Origin of the sequence: Stenotrophomonas sp. SAU14A_NAIMI4_5 (assembly GCF_003086795.1) — a bacterium.
Classification (GTDB): Bacteria; Pseudomonadota; Gammaproteobacteria; order Xanthomonadales; family Xanthomonadaceae; genus Stenotrophomonas.
This window is the reverse complement of record NZ_CP026003.1, coordinates 3,146,844-3,166,350: the sequence shown is the minus strand read 5'-3', so window position 1 is coordinate 3,166,350 and position 19,507 is coordinate 3,146,844. Positions and strand designations below refer to the sequence as shown.

The 19,507-nt window shown below is 69.2% G+C and carries 15 protein-coding genes and 1 tRNA gene; 12 read left to right on the top strand and 4 right to left on the bottom strand.

Translation table 11 applies throughout. From position 1 onward, the window contains the following. The first annotated feature begins 30 nt into the window (after positions 1–30). Positions 31–630, top strand: coding sequence for a DUF998 domain-containing protein (locus C1925_RS14745; protein ID WP_108769539.1), 600 nt, complete (start codon positions 31–33; stop codon positions 628–630). A 30-nt stretch (positions 631–660) separates the two neighbouring features. On the opposite strand, the gene C1925_RS14740 is transcribed toward C1925_RS14745, so the two are convergent. Next, complete coding sequence (locus C1925_RS14740; RefSeq protein ID WP_108769538.1) at positions 661–894, bottom strand: hypothetical protein; 234 nt, start codon at positions 892–894, stop codon at positions 661–663. Between the two features lie 342 nt (positions 895–1,236). On the opposite strand from C1925_RS14740, the gene leuS reads away from it, so the two are divergent. The 8 genes from leuS (at position 1,237) to C1925_RS14700 (ending at position 8,486) form a co-directional block, all read left to right on the top strand. After that, positions 1,237–3,879 carry a leucine--tRNA ligase gene (gene leuS, locus C1925_RS14735; protein WP_108769537.1) on the top strand — a complete coding sequence of 881 codons (2,643 nt, stop codon included), beginning with the start codon at positions 1,237–1,239 and terminating at the stop codon, positions 3,877–3,879. A gap of 133 nt (positions 3,880–4,012) precedes the next feature. Then, the gene (gene lptE / locus C1925_RS14730; protein ID WP_108769536.1) at positions 4,013–4,597 is read left to right on the top strand and encodes an LPS assembly lipoprotein LptE; all 585 of its coding nucleotides are present in this window, start codon (positions 4,013–4,015) and stop codon (positions 4,595–4,597) included. Positions 4,598–4,610: 13 nt separating this feature from the next. Further along, positions 4,611–5,648: a DNA polymerase III subunit delta gene (holA, locus tag C1925_RS14725; protein WP_108769535.1), complete on the top strand. Its 1,038-nt coding sequence runs from the start codon at positions 4,611–4,613 to the stop codon at positions 5,646–5,648. Next, complete coding sequence (gene nadD, locus C1925_RS14720; protein ID WP_254051328.1) at positions 5,649–6,317, top strand: nicotinate-nucleotide adenylyltransferase; 669 nt, start codon at positions 5,649–5,651, stop codon at positions 6,315–6,317. It begins immediately after the preceding gene. A gap of 70 nt (positions 6,318–6,387) precedes the next feature. After that, positions 6,388–6,801: a ribosome silencing factor gene (gene rsfS / locus C1925_RS14715; RefSeq protein ID WP_108769533.1), complete on the top strand. Its 414-nt coding sequence runs from the start codon at positions 6,388–6,390 to the stop codon at positions 6,799–6,801. Between the two features lie 66 nt (positions 6,802–6,867). Beyond that, positions 6,868–7,338, top strand: a complete 471-nt coding sequence (rlmH, locus tag C1925_RS14710) for a 23S rRNA (pseudouridine(1915)-N(3))-methyltransferase RlmH (protein ID WP_079222687.1) — start codon at positions 6,868–6,870, stop codon at positions 7,336–7,338. A 22-nt stretch (positions 7,339–7,360) separates the two neighbouring features. Continuing rightward, positions 7,361–7,437: transfer RNA gene (locus C1925_RS14705), tRNA-Asn, on the top strand. An 89-nt stretch (positions 7,438–7,526) separates the two neighbouring features. Next, positions 7,527–8,486, top strand: coding sequence for an alpha/beta hydrolase (locus C1925_RS14700; RefSeq protein WP_159097533.1), 960 nt, complete (start codon positions 7,527–7,529; stop codon positions 8,484–8,486). Positions 8,487–8,605: 119 nt separating this feature from the next. On the opposite strand, the gene C1925_RS14695 is transcribed toward C1925_RS14700, so the two are convergent. The 3 genes from C1925_RS14695 to C1925_RS14685 form a co-directional block, all read right to left on the bottom strand. Beyond that, positions 8,606–11,395, bottom strand: coding sequence for a TonB-dependent receptor (locus tag C1925_RS14695; protein WP_108769531.1), 2,790 nt, complete (start codon positions 11,393–11,395; stop codon positions 8,606–8,608). 219 nt (positions 11,396–11,614) lie between these two features. Then, positions 11,615–12,274 carry an energy transducer TonB gene (locus tag C1925_RS14690; protein WP_108769530.1) on the bottom strand — a complete coding sequence of 220 codons (660 nt, stop codon included), beginning with the start codon at positions 12,272–12,274 and terminating at the stop codon, positions 11,615–11,617. A gap of 320 nt (positions 12,275–12,594) precedes the next feature. Then, the gene (locus tag C1925_RS14685; RefSeq protein WP_108769529.1) at positions 12,595–13,332 is read right to left on the bottom strand and encodes an SIMPL domain-containing protein; all 738 of its coding nucleotides are present in this window, start codon (positions 13,330–13,332) and stop codon (positions 12,595–12,597) included. A gap of 131 nt (positions 13,333–13,463) precedes the next feature. On the opposite strand from C1925_RS14685, the gene C1925_RS14680 reads away from it, so the two are divergent. The 3 genes from C1925_RS14680 to C1925_RS14670 are packed head-to-tail and all read left to right on the top strand — an operon-like array spanning position 13,464 to position 19,452. Beyond that, positions 13,464–14,072: a Maf family nucleotide pyrophosphatase gene (locus C1925_RS14680; RefSeq protein WP_108769528.1), complete on the top strand. Its 609-nt coding sequence runs from the start codon at positions 13,464–13,466 to the stop codon at positions 14,070–14,072. After that, entirely contained in the window at positions 14,065–15,552 is a 1,488-nt protein-coding gene (rng, locus tag C1925_RS14675; RefSeq protein WP_108769527.1) for a ribonuclease G, read from the top strand. The genes C1925_RS14680 and rng overlap by 8 nt, the downstream gene beginning before the upstream one ends. A 30-nt stretch (positions 15,553–15,582) precedes the next feature. Next, the gene (locus C1925_RS14670; RefSeq protein WP_108769526.1) at positions 15,583–19,452 is read left to right on the top strand and encodes a YhdP family protein; all 3,870 of its coding nucleotides are present in this window, start codon (positions 15,583–15,585) and stop codon (positions 19,450–19,452) included. Positions 19,453–19,507: the final 55 nt, after the last annotated feature.

The window sequence follows — 19,507 nt, the reverse complement described above, 5'->3', positions numbered from 1 at the left end:
GCGGTCTTTCATTACAGGTGGAACCGCGCGATGTCCGTGCTCTGGCTTGATCGTTGGTTGGGGCTGCTGGCCGCCGCGTGCTTCGTGCTGGCGGTCGTCGGATTCGGCGCAGCACTGGGCGGCTACTCCCAGGCCATGCACCCGGTGGCGCTGCTCGGGGCCCACGGCGTGCCGCACGCGCTGGCCTTCAACGTGCTGGGCCTGGTGCTGCCGGGCGCGCTGGCGGTGGTGGTGGCCGAGCGCCTGCGTCGGCAGCTGCCGGTGGGGGCCGGCTGGGCGCCGCGGGTCGGCAGCCAGATGCTGCTGCTGGCGGGATTGGCCTTCGCGGCAATGGGCCTGCTGCCGCTGGACCCGGAAGACCTGCATGGCGGCGCCAGCCAGCTGCACGCCAGCGCCTGGATGGTCTGGGTGCTGGGCTTCGTGGTCGGCGCGCTGATGTTGGGCATCCCGCGCCTGCGCGCGGGGCACGGGCGCGCCATGGCCGGGCTGGCCGTGGCCTGCGGCGCGCTGGCTGGCCTGGCCGCCTTCGCCCTGCAGGGCGTGCTGCCAGCGCCGATGGCGCAACGGCTGGCCTTCGCCTGCTGGGCGGCCTGGCTGGCGCTGGCCCTGCCCCTGTCGCGGGCGCGCTGAGAGCGCGGCGGTAGCCGCGCCCGGGGCAGGTCAAGCCTGCTGGTAGCACTTCACCTGGAACCCGACAGGGCCGAAGGTGTCCTGGATCCAGGCGATGGCCTGGTTGATCGCGTCCTGCTGGGTGTCGGCTTCCACGCTGTGGAAGCCGGAGCTGCCGGGTTCACTGGTGATGATGTAGGCGCAGTTGAAGGTGGCGGCCTGTGCCGTGGCCGCGGTACCCAGGGCCAGGGCGATGGCCAGGGTGGCCTGTTGCAGCAGTTTCATGGTGGGTCTCCAGTGGCGGGCTCCGGGGAGCGGCCAGTGGCCGGCGGGGCAGGGAGCCGGCTGGCCCGCAGGGTCAGGCTCGGCCGGGCCGGGGGCGCCGGGCAGAGGGAAAATCCGCCGGTGGGGTAGGCCGATGCCGTGGCTGAGCGCTGCAGTGACCGGCGTCGCGCTTGCCGGGCGACGCAGTGCCGCCGCAGGGCGTGCGCCCGGCCGGGAGTGGCGCAATGGGCGGCTCCCCGGCCAGGCCCACCGCGACAGTGGCGTGCCCTCGCGGGCCGGGATTGGAGCCATTTGCCGCACTGCGGTACGCTGTACCGCTTTGCCGCCGCAACCGCGTGTTACATGACCAGCGCCGAACCCAACGTTTACGACCCGCAGCAGGTTGAATCCGCCGCCCAGAGCTTCTGGGATGCCACCCGCGCCTTCGAGGTCGACGAGACCTCGGACAAGCCGAAGTACTACTGCCTGTCGATGCTTCCGTACCCGTCCGGCGCGCTGCACATGGGTCATGTGCGCAACTACACGATCGGCGACGTGATCAGCCGCTACAAGCGCATGACCGGCCACAACGTGCTGCAGCCGATGGGCTGGGACGCGTTCGGCCTGCCGGCGGAAAACGCCGCGATCAAGAACAAGACCGCGCCGGCGGCGTGGACCTACAAGAACATCGACCACATGCGCAGCCAGCTGCAGTCGCTGGGCTATGCCATCGACTGGTCGCGCGAGTTCGCCACCTGCCGCCCGGACTATTACGTCCACGAGCAGCGCATGTTCACCCGCCTGATGCGCAAGGGCCTGGCCTACCGCCGCAACGCGGTGGTGAACTGGGACCCGGTCGACCAGACCGTGCTGGCCAACGAGCAGGTCATCGACGGCCGCGGCTGGCGCTCCGGCGCCCTGGTCGAGAAGCGCGAGATCCCGCAGTGGTTCCTGCGCATCACCGATTACGCCCAGGAACTGCTGGACGGCCTGGATGAGCTGGACGGCTGGCCGGAATCGGTCAAGACCATGCAGCGCAACTGGATCGGCCGTTCCGAAGGCCTGGAAATCCAGTTCGACGTGCGCGATGTCGATGGCAGCGCGCTGGACCCGCTGCGCGTGTTCACCACCCGCCCGGACACGGTGATGGGCGTGACCTTCGTGTCGATCGCCGCCGAGCACCCGCTGGCGCTGCACGCCGCGAAGAACAACCCGGAACTGGCCGCGATGCTGGCCGACCTGAAGCAGGGCGGCGTGTCCGAAGCCGAACTGGAAACCCAGGAAAAGCGCGGCATGGATACCGGCCTGCGCGCCGTGCATCCGGTCACCGGCGAGCAGGTGCCGGTGTGGGTCGCCAACTTCGTGCTGATGGGCTACGGCACCGGCGCGGTGATGGCCGTTCCCGGCCACGACCAGCGCGACAACGAGGTGGCCAACAAGTACGGCCTGCCGATCGTGCAGGTCATCGCCCTGAAGGATGCGCGCAACGACGATGAGCGCACCTGGGACGCCACCCGCTGGCAGGACTGGTACAGCGACAAGAGCCGCCAGACCGAACTGGTCAACTCGGCCGAATTCGACGGCCTGGACTTCCAGGGCGCATTCGAAGCGCTGGCCGAACGATTCGAGCGCAAGGCCCAGGGCCAGCGTCGCGTCAACTACCGCCTGCGCGACTGGGGCGTGAGCCGCCAGCGTTACTGGGGCTGCCCGATTCCGGTGATCTACTGCGCCAAGTGCGGTGCGGTGCCGGTGCCGGAAGAACAGCTGCCGGTGGTGCTGCCGGAGGACGTGGCGTTCTCGGGCACCGGTTCGCCGATCAAGACCGACCCGGAATGGCGCAAAACCACCTGCCCGGATTGCGGCGGCGCGGCCGAGCGCGAGACCGACACCTTCGACACCTTCATGGAGTCGAGCTGGTACTACGCCCGTTACACCTCGCCGGGTGCCCGTGATGCCGTCGACAAGCGCGGCAACTACTGGCTGCCGGTGGACCAGTACATCGGTGGCATCGAGCACGCGATCCTGCACCTGATGTATTTCCGCTTCTACCACAAGCTGCTGCGTGACGCGCGGATGGTGGACAGCAACGAACCGGCGCGCAACCTGCTGTGCCAGGGCATGGTGATCGCCGAGACCTACTACCGCCCGAACCCGGACGGCTCGAAGGACTGGATCAACCCGGCCGACGTGGACGTGCAGCGCGACGAGCGCGGCCGCATCACCGGCGCCACCCTGATCGCCGACGGCCAGCCGGTGGTGGTCGGTGGCACCGAGAAGATGTCCAAGTCGAAGAACAACGGCGTGGACCCGCAGGCGATGGTCGGCAAGTACGGCGCCGACACCGTGCGCCTGTTCTCGATGTTCGCCGCACCGCCGGAGCAGTCGCTGGAGTGGAACGAGGCCGGCGTGGACGGCATGGCCCGCTTCCTGCGCCGCCTGTGGGCCCAGGTGCACAAGCACGCCGCCGACGGCGCCGCCCCGGCGCTGGACGTGGCCGCACTGGATGCCAACCAGAAGGCACTGCGCCGCAAGACCCACGAGACCATCGGCAAGGTCGGTGACGACTACGGCCGCCGCCACAGCTTCAACACCGCCATTGCCGCGGTGATGGAACTGATGAACGCACTGGCCAGGTTCGAGGACGCCAGCGAGCAGGGTCGTGCGGTGCGCCAGGAAGCGCTGCAGGCCGTCGTGCTGCTGCTGAACCCGATCACCCCGCACGCCAGCCACACCCTGTGGCAGGTGCTGGGCCACGGCCAGACGCTGCTGGAAGACCAGCCGTTCCCGCAGGCCGACAGTGACGCGCTGGTGCGTGATGCGCTGACCCTGGCCGTGCAGGTCAACGGCAAGCTGCGTGGCACGATCGACGTGGCCGCCGATGCCGCGCGCGAGCAGGTGGAGGCACTGGCCCTGGCCGAGCCGAACACCGCCAAGTTCATGGAAGGCCTGACGGTGCGCAAGATCATCATCGTGCCCGGCAAGATCGTGAACATCGTCGCTGCCTGATGTACCCGGCACCGGCCGCCGCCCAGGCGGCCGGTGCGTTGTCGCCACGGCCATCGGCCGATGGCCCTGCGTTCACGCGTCCTCGGGCACGCTGTCTGTTGCCGTGATCGCCCGGCTCCGCCAGACTGTTCCCATGACCCGAATTCTGCTTGCCCTCGTCCTTGCCCTCGGCCTTGCCGGCTGTGGCTTCCACCTGCGCAACAAGTTGATGCTGCCGACCGACACCGCGCCGGTGAAGGTGGTGTCCACCGCGCCTTACAGCGAGCTGGTCAAGCTGTTGAACCGCAGCCTGCTGGCATCCGGTGCGAAGCTGTCCGACGAGGACAGCAAGGATCCGGCAGCGCAGCTGCAGGTGCTGTCCGAGCGCTGGGGTGACCTGCCCATCGCCATCGATGCACAGGGCCGTGCGCAGGAATACAGCCTGCGCTACGCGGTCATCTTCATCTTCCGCCGCGAGGATGGCAGCGAGCTGGTGCCGCAGCAGGTGATCGAACTGTCGCGCGACTACGTGTCGCCGCCGACCGACGCCACCGGTACCACCACCGAACGCGAGATCCTGGCCGATGAACTGCGCCGGGAAATGTCCGCCTCGATCATCCGCCGCATCGACAGCGTGGTGCGTGCCGAGCTGGAACGCGGTGGCAGCCTGTCCGCGCCGAAGCCGGCCGTGACCACCGATGGCGAACCGGCGACGACGCCGGCGCCGGTCAAGCCCTGAGCTGCCGCCCACGATGGAACTGCGACCGGAGCAGCTGGCCAGCCAGGGCGGTGACACCGCGCTGGCGCCGGTATACCTGATCGCCGGCCCGGAGACCCTGCGCGTGCTTGAAGCCGCCGATGCGGTGCGCGCACGCGCCCGTGCCAGCGGCGTCGACGAACGCGAGGTGTTCGACGCCGACGGCCGCGACTTCGACTGGAACCAGCTCGACGCCAGCTTCAACGCGCCCAGCCTGTTCAGTGCGCGGCGCCTGGTGGAAGTGCGCCTGCCCAGCGGCAAGCCGGGCAAGGACGGCGCCGAGGTCATCAGCCGGTTCTGCGCCGACCCGGCGCCGGACGTGGTGCTGCTGATCACCGCCAACGAATGGAGCAAGGCCCACCAGGGCAAGTGGGCCGAAGCGGTCAACCGCGTCGGCGTGCTGTCGGTGGCCTGGGCGATCAAGCCGCACGAACTCCCGGACTGGATCGAGCGCCGCCTGCGCAGCAAGGGCCTGCGCGCCGATGGCGCTGCGGTGCAGCGCCTGGCCGAGCGGGTGGAAGGCAACCTGCTGGCCGCCGCACAGGAAATCGACAAGCTGGCCCTGCTGGCCGACGGCCAGCCGCTGGACGTGGAGCGCATGGAGTCGCTGGTGGCCGACGCCGCCCGCTACGACGTGTTCCGTCTGGTCGAAGCGACCTTCTCGGGTCAGCCGCAGGCGGTGCTGCGCATGCTGGCCGGCCTGCGTGGCGAAGGCGAGGCCGTGGCCGCGCTGATGCCGATCGTGATCCGCGAACTGCTGGCCGGTGCCGGCCTGGCGCGGGTGCAGGCCCGTGGCGGCAACCTCGCCGCTGAAATGAAATCGCGCGGCATCTGGGAATCGCGGCAGGCGCCGTACAAGCGCGCGCTGCAGCGGCACCCGGAAGGCAAGCGCTGGGAGCGCTTCGTGGCCGAGGCGGGGCTGGTCGACCGCATCGCCAAGGGGCGGGCCGACGGTGACGCCTGGCTGGCGCTGGAGCGCCTGCTGGTGGCGGTGTCCGAGGCCCGTGCCGTGCGCCTGCTCGCGCGCGCCTGAGTGATGAGCCTGCGGATCTATTACGGGGGCACCTTCGATCCGGTGCACCTGGGCCATCTGGCCATCGCGCGCGCCGCACGCGACGAACTGCAGGTGGCCGTGCGCATGTTGCCGGCCGCCGACCCGCCGCACCGCGCCGCCCCGGGGGCGACCGCCGAACAGCGCTGCCGGATGCTGTCGCTGGCCATCGGCGACGAGCCGGGCCTGCTGCTCGACCGGCGCGAGCTGGACCGGGCCGTACGCAACCCGGGCCAGCCGTCCTACACCGTCGACACCCTGCGCGAGCTGCGCGCCGAGCTGGGCCCGAGCCGGCCGCTGGCCTGGCTGGTCGGTGCCGACAGCCTGCTGGCCCTGCCGGCCTGGCACGAATGGCAGGCGCTGTTCGGCCTGGCCCACTTCATCGTGGCCGAGCGGCCGGGCAGCCCGTTGCGTGACGCCGTGGCCGGCGAGCTCGGCCAGGCCCTGGAAGGGCGCTGGGCCGACAACGAGCAGTCGCTGTTCGCCAGCCCGGCCGGGCGCGTGCTGCGCCTGCACCAGCCCCTGCGCGGCGAGTCGGCCAGTGCCGTACGCGCCCAGATCGGCGCGGCCGGACCCTGGCGGGCGATGCTGCCGCCGGCGGTGGCCGACTACGTGGCCGGGCAGCGCCTGTACCACCCCGGCACACCCTGAATGCCCGCGTGAATGGCGCAAGCGCGCCATGCCCGTATAATCGCCCCCACGTTTATCGAGTCGATCCACTTTGAGCAACCAGACCCAGCCCCAGACCATCAAGGTCGATCTGCCCAGCCCGCCGCCTTCCGTGCCGCAACTGCTGGCCAGCGTCCGCCAAGCCACCGAAGACCTGAAGGCCAAGGACCTGGTCGAGATCGACGTGCGCGGCCGGTCCAGCGTTGCCGATTACATGATCGTCGTTTCGGGCACCTCGACCCGCCACGTCAAGTCGATCGCCGATGAAGTCGTGCGCTTCGCCAAGAACATCGACGTGATGCCGCTGGGCGTGGAAGGCGAGCGCGAAGCCGAGTGGGTGCTGGTCGACCTGGGCGACATCATCGTCCACGTCATGCTGCCGCGCGTGCGTGAGTTCTACGCCCTCGAGCGCCTGTGGACCGTCGGCGACCAGCCGCCGCCCAGCGACGACGACGAAGTGGCCTGAGCCACGGCGTTGCTGTAACCCTTCGACGGCGCCGATGGCGCCGTCGACGTTTTGGAGACTGCGTAGATGAAAGCCCGCCTGATCGCCACCGGTGAACGCGCACCCAGCTGGGTTGCGCAGGGTTTCGCCGAATACCAGAAGCGGCTGTCGCACTGGCTGCCGTTCGAACTGGTGGAAATCGAGCCGGGCCTGCGTGGCAAGGGCCGCGATGCGCGTCGCGCCACCGAGGACGAAGGCAAGCGGGTGATCGCTGCGCTGCCGAAGAATGCCTACGTGGTGGCGCTGGACGTGCCGGGCCGCCAGCTCAGTTCGGAACAGCTTGCGCAGCGCCTGGAGCATTGGCGCGGGCAGGGCAGGGACCTGGCGTTCCTGATCGGTGGCCCGGAAGGGCACTCGCCGGAAGTGTCCGCGCTGGCCGATGAGAAGTGGTCGATCGGACCGCTGACCCTGCCGCACATGCTGGTGCGGCTGGTGGTCGCCGAGCAGCTGTATCGGGCCGCCGCAATGATTGCGAATCACCCCTACCATCGCGCGTGAAGAGTGGTTATACTAGTCGTCTGCCCGAATAGCTCAGCCGGTTAGAGCACTTGACTGTTAATCAGGGGGTCGTTGGTTCGAGTCCAACTTCGGGCGCCACCTTTGAAAACCCGCATCGCGAGATGCGGGTTTTTTTTGCGTCGATTGTCAGGCCCTACAATCCTTCTTCATCGATACGGAGGTCGGATATGCGTGCGTCTGCCATTGTGACTGCAGTGCTGCTGGGGCTGTCGCCCTGCGCGGCGATGGCAGCACCACCGACCTGGCAGCCGCCGCAGGGCACCACGGAGTTGCCGCTGTGGCCGGCCGGCACGGTGATGGCGCCGCCGAAACTGAAAGGCCCCGAACAGGTCAGCCAGGCCACCTCCAAAGCCAGCGGCGAGCGCTGGGCGATGCTGCAGAACGTGGCCGTGCCGACGCTGACCATGTTTCCCGCGAAGGACGGCGGCAACGGTACTGCGGTGATGGTCGTGCCTGGCGGTGGTTACCGCGTGTTGGCGATGGACCTGGAAGGCAGCGAGATCTGCGACTGGTTGACCGGGCAGGGCATCACCTGCGCGCTGCTGAAGTACCGTGTGCCGGCATCGGGGCCGAACTGGGATCGCGACTGCAACTGCCGCGACATTCCAGCCGTGCCCATGGCACTGCAGGATGCGCAGCGCGCGATGGGCCTGCTGCGTTCGCAGGCACAGCGATGGAAGATCGATCCGAAGCGGATCGGGGTGATCGGCTTTTCCGCCGGCGGCCACGTGGTGGCTGGATTGAGCACGAATCGCACGCGCAGCTACGCTGCCGTTGATGCTGCGGATGCGCAGTCGAGCCGCCCGGATTTCGCGATGGTGATCTACTCCGGGCACCTCTGGACCGGCGCGAAGCACGGGCTGTCGCTGGCCGATGACATTGCCGTTGATGATGCGGTGCCGCCGACCTTCATCGTGCAGGCCACCGATGATCCGACCGATGACGTGCGCGAGTCCCTGACCTATTACCGCGCGCTGATCGACGCGGGCGTGCCGGTGGAAATGCATCTGTTCGCGCGGGGTGGCCACGCCTTCGGCCTGCGGGTGAAGGACGCGCCGGTGGCGGAGTGGCCGCACCTGGCCGAGCGCTGGATGCACGATATCGGCGTGCTGCCCACGTCCAGGTAGGGCCGATCCCACGTTCGGCCGCAGTGGAAAAGCAGCCGGGCATGGGCTCGGCGCTGCCGTTCCGGCAAAAACAAAGGCCCGGGCAGATGCCCGGGCCTTTGCAGGTGACGCGCCTTCGATTACTTGAAGGTGTACTTGGCGCCGACGGTGAAGTAACGGCCAATCGCACCGCTGAAGTGCAGCGGGTTGTAGTTGACCGCACCGTAGGTGCTGGGGTCGAGCGGAGCGATGCGGTCGAACACGTTCTGCACCGAGGCGTTCAGTTCGAAGGCTTCGGTGATGTTCCAGCGGCCGGACAGGTCGAAGGTGGTGAAGGAGGAGATCTTCTCCACCGGCGAACCGTCTTCATAGAAGGCCAGGTAGTCGCCACCGCGGCGGTCCTTGTTCTCCATGCTGTCGATGTAGTTCACCACACCGCTGACGCTCCACGGGCCCTGCTTCCAGGTGGTGCCGAAGTTGATCTTGTCCTGCGGCGTACCGATGCAGTTGGTCACGTCGCAGTTGCCGTGGGTGCCGACGTAATCGACGGTGGTGTCACCCTCGGTACGTTCGAACTTCAGGATGTGGCTCCACTGCAGGTCCATTTCCAGCTGGCCGGCGCCGAAGTCGAAGGTCTGGCGCACGTCGGTGTCGATACCGCGGACACGCGAGGAGTTGGCATTCACGTACGCGGTGTTGACCGCCAGGATCGTGCCGCTGTTGGCCACGCCACCGATGTTGTTGGAATCGCGCAGGACGTTGCCGGCGGCGATCGCATCGGCGGTGCTGCCCTGGGCGATTTCGTTGGTACGCTTGATTTCCCAGGCGTCAACGGTCAGCGAGGTGGTGGAGGTCGGCTGCAGCACGATACCCACCGAGTAGCTCTTGGACTCTTCCGGCTTCAGGTCCTTGTTCGGGCGGGTGATGATCGCCACCGAGCGCGCGGTGCACTCGTTGGCCGGATCGATGGCGCAGCGCACCGGATCGCGGGCGTTGGAGAAGGCGGCCAGGCCACCGTCACCGTTCTCGGCCGGGTTCGGCGCGCGGAAGCCTTCGGCGTAGCTGGCGCGCAGGGCGATCCAGTCGGCCGGGGTCCACTTCACGCCCAGCTTCGGCGTGGCCTTGCCTTCACCGCTCTCGTACTTGTCGTAACGCACGGCGCCCGACAGTTCCAACGATTCCAACACCGGTGCGGACAGTTCGGCGTAGCCGGCGTACACGTTCTGGGTGCCGTCATAGGCCGAGTAGCCCAGGCCGATGATCTGGCCGACGTCGGTGAAGGTCTGCGGGGTCAGGCTGTTGCTGGTCTTGCGCCACTCGGTACCGAAGGCCAGGCCCAGCGGGCCGCCCTTCAGGTCCATCAGGCTGCGCGAGATGGTGAAGTCGAACATGTCCAGGCTGGACTTGGCGCGGGCGCTGATGGTCGGGCTGATCGCGTCGTAGACCGACTGCGGGGTCAGCGAGGCGTTGTCGCCGATGCGCCAGGTGCCATACGGACAGGCCGGGTTGCCCAGCACGCAGCGCACGGCGTCATAGTTCAGGAAGCCGGTGCGCTTGTTGACCAGGTCGGTGCCCGAGTGCAGGTAGGCGGTGTCGTAGCGCCACTCACCCCAGTTGCCCTTGACGCCCACCAGGAAGCGGTTGAACTCGTTGGTGTTGTTGGTCACGCGCGGGCCGACGTCCCAGGCGCTGTAGCGCAGGCGCGCAGCGTAGGGCAGCGGATTGTCCGGGTGGCCGGCGTAGAGCATGGTCGCACCGGCGCCGCTGTTGGCGTTGACCGGGCCGCCCGGGTAACCCCAGCCGCCGGACACGCCCGACGGCGTATTGCTGAAGATGGTTTCCTTCTTCGAGTAGCCGATCTCGGTGTAGACCTCGCCGCCTTCACCGAAGGCGAAGCTGGCACGGCCGAACACGTTGACGTACTTCTCTTCCGGGGTCAGGTCACGGTACAGCTGTGCCGGATCCCACAGGCAGCCCTGTGCCTGGGCGGTGGCATCGGTCTGGCCCGGAATCGTGGTCACGCCCGCGCAACCCGGCAGCGCAACCAGCTGGCCGGCGTTGTTGAACACCGAGCCGTTCGGGCCGGTGCCGCCGGCAGTGCCGCCGGACAGGTAGGCGCCACCGAGGAACTGCGCGTCAGCGGCGTCGTAGCCCCAGCGACGGATATCGCCGGTGCCGATCCACTTGCGGTTCTTGCGGTCGCTGATCTGGATGCGGTCGGTCTTGCCGACGTCCAGGCTGAAGAACGCGTTCCAGCCGTCGCTGGCGAGGTCGCCGGTACCGGCGGTCAGGGTGGCCTTCTTGGCATCACCGTCGCCATCGCCGGACACGCCGTACGAACCGCGCAGGATCGCGCCCTGGAAGTCGCTGCGCAGGATGATGTTGACCACGCCGGCGATCGCATCGGAACCATAGATGGCCGACGCGCCGTCCTTCAGCACTTCCACGCGCTCGACGGCGTCGAGCGGGATGGTGCTGAGATCGGTGAACACCTTCTGGCCGTCATCGGCCAGGCCGTAAGTCGCCATGCGGCGGCCGTTCAACAGCACCAGCGTCGAACCGGCACCGAGGCCGCGCAGCGAAATGCCCGCGCCGCCACCGGCGAAACCGTTGCCGAAGGTCTTGGGAATGGAGCCGGCGCCATCGGCGGTGAGCGTCTGCAGGTACTCGGCGACCGTGGTCTTGCCGGTGCGGTCGATTTCCTGGCGGGTCACCACCTGCACCGGAGACGGGGTCTCGGTGTTGGTGCGCGGGATGTTGGAACCGGTGACCGTGATGCGGTCAAGGTTGGTGGCCTGTTCCTGTGCGAAGGCAGAGGAGGAGACCGCGGCGCCGGCCAGCAGCAGAGTGCCGCCAGCGAGGATATGGGTGATGGAATTTGCCAGGTGGTTTTGGCGGCGGCTGGCGGGCCGTTGGATCGGGTGTTTCACAGCTTCTCTCCTGACTGGAAAACTCGAGCATTGAGGGCGTCATCCGGTGCGTACCGGGACGCGTCAATCTAGGTTTCTGGCAGGTGACGAAGCTGTGAAGTTTTACTGAATTCGTAACGATCTTTCGACCAGAGCGAAATGTTTTGGCGCGAATGGCTATTGACGCGGGACAAACGGGGAAAAGGGCGGCCCGGCATGGTGCCGGGCCGCCCACGGGCTTCAGTCGGGCAGGGAGAACTGCACCGGCACCATGCCGATGGCCGGCACGGCCACGCCATCACGCTCGGCCGGCACGAACCGCCACTGGCGCAGCACCTGCTGGCGTGCGGCCTGGTCCAGGCTGCGCGAGCCGCTGCTGCGCTCGATGCTGACGTTCACCGGCTTGCCGCTGGTATCCACCTCGACCCGCAGCAGGACGGTGCCCTGTTCGTGGTTGCGCAGCGCCGGGACCGGATAGGCCGGCGGCGGGGCGCTGCGGTACTGCAGCTGCACCCCGGCCATCGGCGTGGACGGCGCCAGGCTTGGTGCCGCCTGCACGGGGGCCGGTTCGGCCGCGGGCAGGATGATGCCCTGGGCCTCCTCCAGCGTCGCGGTCGGGGCCGGCAGCGGCGGGACCACGGTCGGCGCGGCCTGCGGCTTGGGCTTGACCTCGGCCTGTACCGGTTGCGGCTCGATGGGCGGCGGCTCCGGCGGCTTCGGCTGTTCCTTGGGGATCAACCTGACCTCGGTGGTGTCGCGGGGCAGGGCGGTGATGGCCTGGTAGGTTGCCGGGATCAGCAGCAACAGGAAGGCCAGCAGGTGCAGGGCGATGGCCGCGCTCCAGGCGGCGACGCGGGCGGGATCAAACTGCAGCGGTACAACGGGATACGTACGAACCATGGTCCACCTCCATGCCAGTGACGAAGTCCTCAACGCACCAGGGCCGCCATCGGGGTTGCCGCACGCGGCTGGCAGTCAATCATTAGCGCCGCCCCCCGGCCACTGCCTAGAGGCAGGGGCAACGCCGTTGGGCTGGGCTTCATGAACCGGTAGCGCCGGGCCATGCCCGGCGGAAGAGGCCGCGCCGCTGCGCTCGCGGAGAACGGCCCCGCGCTACCTGGGCGGCAGGTGATCGACGGCCCGCCAATGAAAACGGCGCCCCGAAGGGCGCCGCGTGTGTTCTTCCGCTGCGCTCGCGGGGCATGGCCCCGTGCTACCGGTTACTGGCCCAGTTCGAACACAACGTCCAGGTTCACCGACACGGTCGATTCACCCGGCGCCACCGGGGTGGCCTTGTCCATTGCCGCGCCGGCGGCCATGGCCCGCATCATCGGCATCGGGCGGAAGCCGCCATTGCTGTTCTCGGAGATGCTGACGATGCGGCGCACCTGCAGGCCCAGCGACTTCGCATAGGTCTGGGCGCGGGCCTGGGCCTTCTTCAGCGCGGCCAGGCGGGCTTCGTCATAGACCGGCTCGGGCTGGTCGATCTCGAACTGCGGGCCGTTGATCTGGTTGGCGCCCTGCGCGGCCAGGGCGTCGAGCACCTTGCCCAGCTTGGCGATGTCGCGCACCTTCAGGCTGACCGTGTTGCTGGCCTGGTAGCCGGTGATCTTCGGCGCCTCGTTGTCGGCATAACGGTACTGCGGGTTGAGGCTGACGCCGCTGGTCTGCACGTCGCGCTCGGCGATGCCGGCAGCCTTGATCGCGGCCAGCACCTTGTCCATCTGCTGGGCGTTCTCGCGCATGGCGCTGTTGCCGTCTGCGGCCTGGGTGACGACACCGGCCGACAGGGTGGCCACGTCCGGCACGCGGGTGGCTTCGGCATTCGCCGAGATGTTCAGCAGGGTGCCTTCGGCCGGGGCGGCGATCGACGGCGACGACGGGGCGGCGTGGGCGGTCATCGAGGCTCCAAGAGCGAGGGACAGGGCAAGCAGCAGCGGGGTGGCGGTGCGGCGCATGGGATCTCCTTGTTTGTGGCGGTGAGGGTGGTGTCGTAGCGATGAACGCGCTGTGAGTCCGTTCGGGGTTGGACGCGCATCGGGCGGGGTTGCCGACGATTCAGGCAGTGCCCTCAGGTTATGCTGTGCCGATGCTCTATCTTGCTTCCCGCTCCCCCCGACGCAACCAGCTGCTGGCCCGACTCGGACGCCCCTTCCAGGCCCTCGACCTGGAGGTGCCCGAGGTGCGTGCGGCTGCCGAAAGTGCCGAAGCCTATGTATGCCGCGTCGCGGCCGACAAGGCGCGCGCCGGCCTCGCCGCGGTGCTGGCCACGGACCCGCAGGCGCGGGTGCTGGGCTCGGACACCGAGGTCGTGCTGGACGGCGAGGTGTTCGGCAAGCCGGCCGATGCGGCCGACGCGCGGGCGATGCTGGCGCGGCTGGCCGGGCGCACCCACCAGGTGATGACCGCCGTGGTGGTGGTGGGCGCTGGCGGGCTGGACAGCGAGCTGGTCGTCTCCGAGGTCACCTTCGCCCCGATCAGCGCGGCGGACATCGCCGCCTACGTGGCCACCGGCGAGCCGCTGGACAAGGCCGGCGCCTACGCCATCCAGGGCGGGGCCGAGCGCTGGATCGAACACCTTTCCGGCAGCTACTCCGGCGTGATGGGGTTGCCGCTGCTTCATACCGATCGTCTGCTGGCGCGCTGCGGCGTGCCGGCCCCCATTGCCGATGCCGCCAGGGAGGCTGCCGATGTCTGAGGAAATCCTGGTCAATGTGACCCCGCGCGAGACCCGGGTCGCGGTGATCGAGAACGGCATGCTGCAGGAGCTGCACATCGAACGCGGCTGGCGCCGCGGCGTGGTCGGCAACATCTACAAGGGCAAGGTGCAGCGGGTGATGCCCGGCATGCAGGCGGCCTTCGTCGAGGTCGGCCTGGAGCGCGCGGCGTTCCTGCATGCCAACGACGTGATCCGGCCGGCCCCGGTGGCCAGCGCCGATACCGAGAACACCACCCTGCCGCCGCCGTCCAGCGTGCCCATCGTCGAGCTGCTGCGCGAGGGCCAGGACATCGTGGTGCAGGTGGTGAAGGACCCGATCGGCACCAAGGGCGCGCGCCTGACCACGCAGATCAGCATTCCCTCGCGCTACATGGTGCTGCTGCCGCAGTCCAAGGTGGTGGGCGTGTCGGCGCGCATCGAGGATGAAGGCGAGCGTGCACGGTTGAAGGCGCTGGTGACCGAGCTGTCGGCCCAGCACGGCGGCTACGGCTACATCGTGCGCACCAATGCCGAAGGCCAGCCGGCCGAAGCCATCGCCGAGGATGTGGCCTACCTGTCGCGCGTCTGGAACGTGGTCGAGCGCCGCGGCCGCGAAGCCCCCTCGTGCAGCAACATCTATGAAGACCTGAGCCTGCCGCTGCGTTCGGTGCGCGACCTGATCCGCAAGGACGTGGACAAGGTGAAGGTCGATTCGAAGGAGACCTTCGCCCAGCTGCAGGCCTTCGTGGCCAAGTACATGCCGGTGCTGGCCGAGAAGCTGGAGCTGTATTCGGGCGACCGGCCGATCTTCGACATGTTCGGCGTGGAGGACGAGATCGGCCGCGCGCTGGACAAGCAGGTGCCGCTGAAGTCCGGTGGCTACCTGGTCATCGACCAGACCGAGGCGATGACCACCATCGACGTGAACACCGGTTCGTTCGTCGGCCAGCGCAACCTGGAAGAAACCGTGTTCCGCACCAACCTGGAGGCCGCGCAGGCGGTGGCCAGGCAGCTGCGGCTGCGCAACCTGGGCGGCATCATCATCATCGATTTCATCGACATGGATGATCCCGAGCACCGCCGCCAGGTGCTGCGCACGCTTGAGAAAGCCCTGGCCCGCGACCACGCAAAGACCACGGTGTATGACTTCTCGCCGCTGGGCCTGGTCGAGATGACCCGCAAGCGCACGGTGGAAAGCCTGGAGCGGCAGCTGTCCGAAACCTGCCCGCAGTGCAGCGGGCGTGGCTCGATCAAGACCACCGAAACGGTGACCTACGAGATCTTCCGCGAGATCACCCGCGCCGTGCGCCAGTTCGAGGCGGCGCGGCTGCTGGTGATCGCGTCGACCAAGGTGGTGGCGCGCATCACCGACGAGGAATCGGCGGCGGTGGCCGAGCTGGAGGAATTCCTCGGCAAGAGCATCCGCTTCCAGGCCGATGAGCAGTACCTGCAGGAGCAGTTCGATGTCGTTCTGCTCTGAGCCGCGCGGACCGGGCGCCGGTCGGGGCCGATGAGCGCGCCGCCGCGCCTGCGACTGCGAAGGATCCGCCGTCATTTCGTTGCTGCCTGCGCGGTCGGCCTGGTCGTGCTTGCGCTGCTGGTGGGTACGCTCAGCCAGCTGCTGCCGCTGGCCGAGCGCCACCCCGAGGCGATCGCCGCGTGGCTGAGTGAGCGCGCCGGGCAACCGGTGCGTTTTGAACAACTGGACACCGCCTGGACCCGGCGCGGACCGCTGCTGCAGCTCAAGGGCCTGCGCATCGGCGCGGGACAGGGTCTTGCCATCGGCGAGGCCGAGGTGCTGGTGTCGATGTACAGCGGCCTGCTGCCGGGCCGTTCGCTGACCGAGCTGCGCCTGCGCGGCCTGGCCCTGGACCTGCAGCAGGGCAGTGACGGCCGCTGGTCGGTGCGTGGCCTGCCGCAGTCCAGCAGTGGCGGTGATCCGCTGGATGCGCTGCGCCGGCTGGGCGAACTGCAGGTGATCGGTGGCCGCCTCGGCGTGCATGCGCCCGGCCTCGGCGTGGATGCCACGCTGCCGCGCATCGACCTGCGCCTGCGCGTGGATGGCGACCGCCTGCGGGTGGGCGTGCGCGCCTGGGCACAGACCGACGCGCTGCCGCTGACCGCGGTGCTGGACCTGGACCGCCGCCACGGCAACGGCCAGGCCTGGCTGGGCGCGGATCCCGTCGATTTCAAAGCGTGGTCGCCGTTGCTGGCGGCCGGCGGCCTGCGCCTGCGCGAAGGTAAGGGCGAACTCAACCTGTGGCTGGTCCTGCGCGATTTCGCGCCGGTGGCCCTGACCACCGATTCGGACCTGCGCGAGGTGCGCGTCGATGGCGCGCCGCTGCAGGGACTGACCACGCCGGGCCTGCAGCTGCAGCGCGTGCAGGCGCGCCTGCGCTGGCAGCGCCAGGGCGATGGCTGGGCGCTGCAGGTGCCGCGCCTGCGCCTGCAGAGCGGGGCGGACGAACAACAGCTCGATGGCCTGCAGGTACAGGTGGGCAGGCAGCTGCGGATCAGCAGCGGGCAGGTGCAGGCGGGTACCGCGCTGCGCGCGCTGGCCCTGAGCGACCGCCTGGAGCCGGGCCTGCGCCGCTGGCTGTACCTGTCCAAGCCGCAGCTGGACGTGCAGTCGCTGCAGCTGCAGGGCGAGCGCGACGGCCCGTTGTGGGCGCAGGGCGAACTGCAGGCGCTGGGCTTTGCCAGCGTCGGCGATGCCCCCGGCGTGCGTGGCCTGGGCGGCCGTTTCGAAGGCGATGCCGATGGCTTCAGCCTGCAGCTGAAGCCGCAGCAGGAGCTGCAGTTCGACTGGCCGACCGGTTTCGGCGAGCGCCACGACCTGCATCTGGCCGGGCAGATCGTCGGCTGGCGCGACGAAGCCGGTGGCTGGCGCATCGGCACCCCGGCGATGCGCGTGGAAGGCACCAACTATGCGGCCGACGTACGTGGCGGCGTCTGGTTCCAGGGCGACGGCACGCGCCCGTGGCTGCAGCTGGCGGCCAAGCTGGACGACGTGCCGATGACCGCCGCCAAGCGGTTCTGGATCCATTCGAAGATGAGCAAGGGCGCCACCGACTGGCTGGATGCGGCCTTGGTGGGTGGCCAAGTGCGCGGCGGCATCGGCCTGGTCAGCGGCGACCTCGACGATTGGCCGTTCGACAACAACGATGGCCGCTTCGAGGCCACCGGCCACATCAGCAACGGCGACATCCGCTTCCAGCACGACTGGCCGCTGATGGGCCAGGTCGACGCCGATATCGCCTTCATCGGGCCGGGCTTCCACATGCAGGGCCGCGGTGACCTGGCTGGCGTGGCGGTGCAGAAGTTCGAGGCCGGCATCGAAGATTTCGGCCATGCGCCGCTGTACGTGCGTGCCGACAGCCAGAGCGAGGCGGGGCGCCTGTTGGCGATGCTGCGGCAGAGTGGCCTGCACAAGGACTACGGCGACACCCTCGACAACCTGGTCGCCAGCGGCCCGGCCAACGTGCACTTCGACCTGCTGCAGCCGCTGCACCACGATGAAGGCGGCGGGCACCTGCAGGGCACGGTGGACCTGGCCGGTGTGAAGCTGGTGGACAAGCGCTTCGATCTGGAATTCGACGCCATGCAGGGCCAGGCCCGCTACGGCAGCGGTGGCTTCGCCGCCGAGGAGCTGGCCGTGCGCCACCTCGGCCAGGACGGTCGCCTGAGCCTGCGTGCCGGTGGCTATGTGCGCAATCCGGCGCTGGCCTTTGAATCGGAACTGGCCGCACACCTGGATGCCAAGGTGCTGATCGACCGTGCGCCGGAAATGGCCTGGCTGAAGCCCTATCTGGAGGGCACCTCGGCCTGGACCGTCGCCGTCAACCTGCCCAAGGTGGCGCCCGGTGCGCCGGCCCCGCCCAGCGAGCTGCGCCTGCATTCGGACCTGGTGGGGACCCGCCTGGACCTGCCGGCGCCGCTGGACAAGCCGGCCGCCGATGCGCTGGCGACCACCGTGTCGGCACAGCTGCCGATGGGCGACGGCCGCATCGACGTGGCGTTCGGCCAGCGCCTGGCCTTGGCCGCGCGCACCCACAACAGCCAGACCGGCGTGCAGGTGACGATGGGCAGCGACCGCGTGGACCGCGACCCGCCGCCCAGCGGGCTGGCCATCAACGGCCGCAGCCCGACCCTGGATGCGCTGGAATGGATCGGCCTGGCCCGTGGCGCCGGCGGCGATGGCGACCCGATGCCGCTGCGCGCGGTGGACGTGCAGGTCGGCAGGCTGATGCTGATCGGCGGCATCTTCGAACAGACGCGGCTGCAGCTGCGGCCGGGCGCGCAGGCGCTGGACGTGCGTCTGGACGGCCCTTCGCTGGCCGGCCACCTGAGCGTGCCCAATGCCGACGGCGGCACCATCAGCGGCCAGCTCGACCGCGTGCACTGGCAGTCACCGCCGGCCGCGCCGGGGGCTGACACCGCGGTGGCCGCCACGCGGCCGCAGACCGGTGCCGATGACATGGATCCGGCCAAGCTGCCGCCGTTCGCCCTGGACATCGCCGACCTGAAATTCGGCAAGGTGATGCTGGGCCAGGCGGTGCTGCGCACGCGCCCGCTGGGCAACGGCCTGAGCGTGGACGAGCTGCGCTTCCGTGCCCCGGAGCAGGAAATCGACATCACCGGACGCTGGCTGGGCAAGGGCGCCGGCGCGCGCACCGAACTGACCGCGAAGGTGCGCAGCGAAGACCTGGGCGGGCTGATGCAGAACCTCGACTACGCTGGCCAGCTGCGTGGCGGCTCCGGCCAGGCGCAGCTGCAGGCGGCCTGGGCCGGTGGGCCGTCGGATTTCCAGCTGGGCAACCTGCAGGGCACGCTCGACATCGATGCGCGCAACGGCCAGCTGCTGGAACTGGACCCCGGTGCGGGCCGCGTGCTCGGCCTGCTCAGCGTGGCCCAGCTGCCGCGTCGCCTGATGTTCGATTTCCGCGATTTCTTCTCCAAGGGCTTCGCCTTCAACCACATCGAAGGCGGCATGCAGTTCGCCGACGGCATGGCGCGCACCGACAAGGTGCTGATCGAAGGCCCGGCCGCCAACATCACCATCCGTGGCCAGACCGACCTGCGCCAGCAGCAGTTCGACCAGACCATCGACGTCAACCCGCGCGCGGGCAACCTGCTGACCGTGGTCGGCGCGGTGGCCGGCGGGCCGGTGGGCGCGGCGCTGGGTGCGGCCACCAATGCGGTATTGTCCAAGCCACTTGGCGAGATCGGCGCCCGGACCTACCGGGTGACCGGCCCCTGGAAGGAGCCGAAGGTGGAGGTGATCGAGCGCAGTCGCGACCGGACCCCGGCCCCGCCGCGCGCGCCTGCACCGGCCCCGTCCGTGCCGCCGACCGTCACCGACCAGCCGCGCCCGCGTTGAGCGTCGCGGCCCCTGTTCATCCGGCGGCCTTGCCTGGCCGCCTCCAGACCCCCAG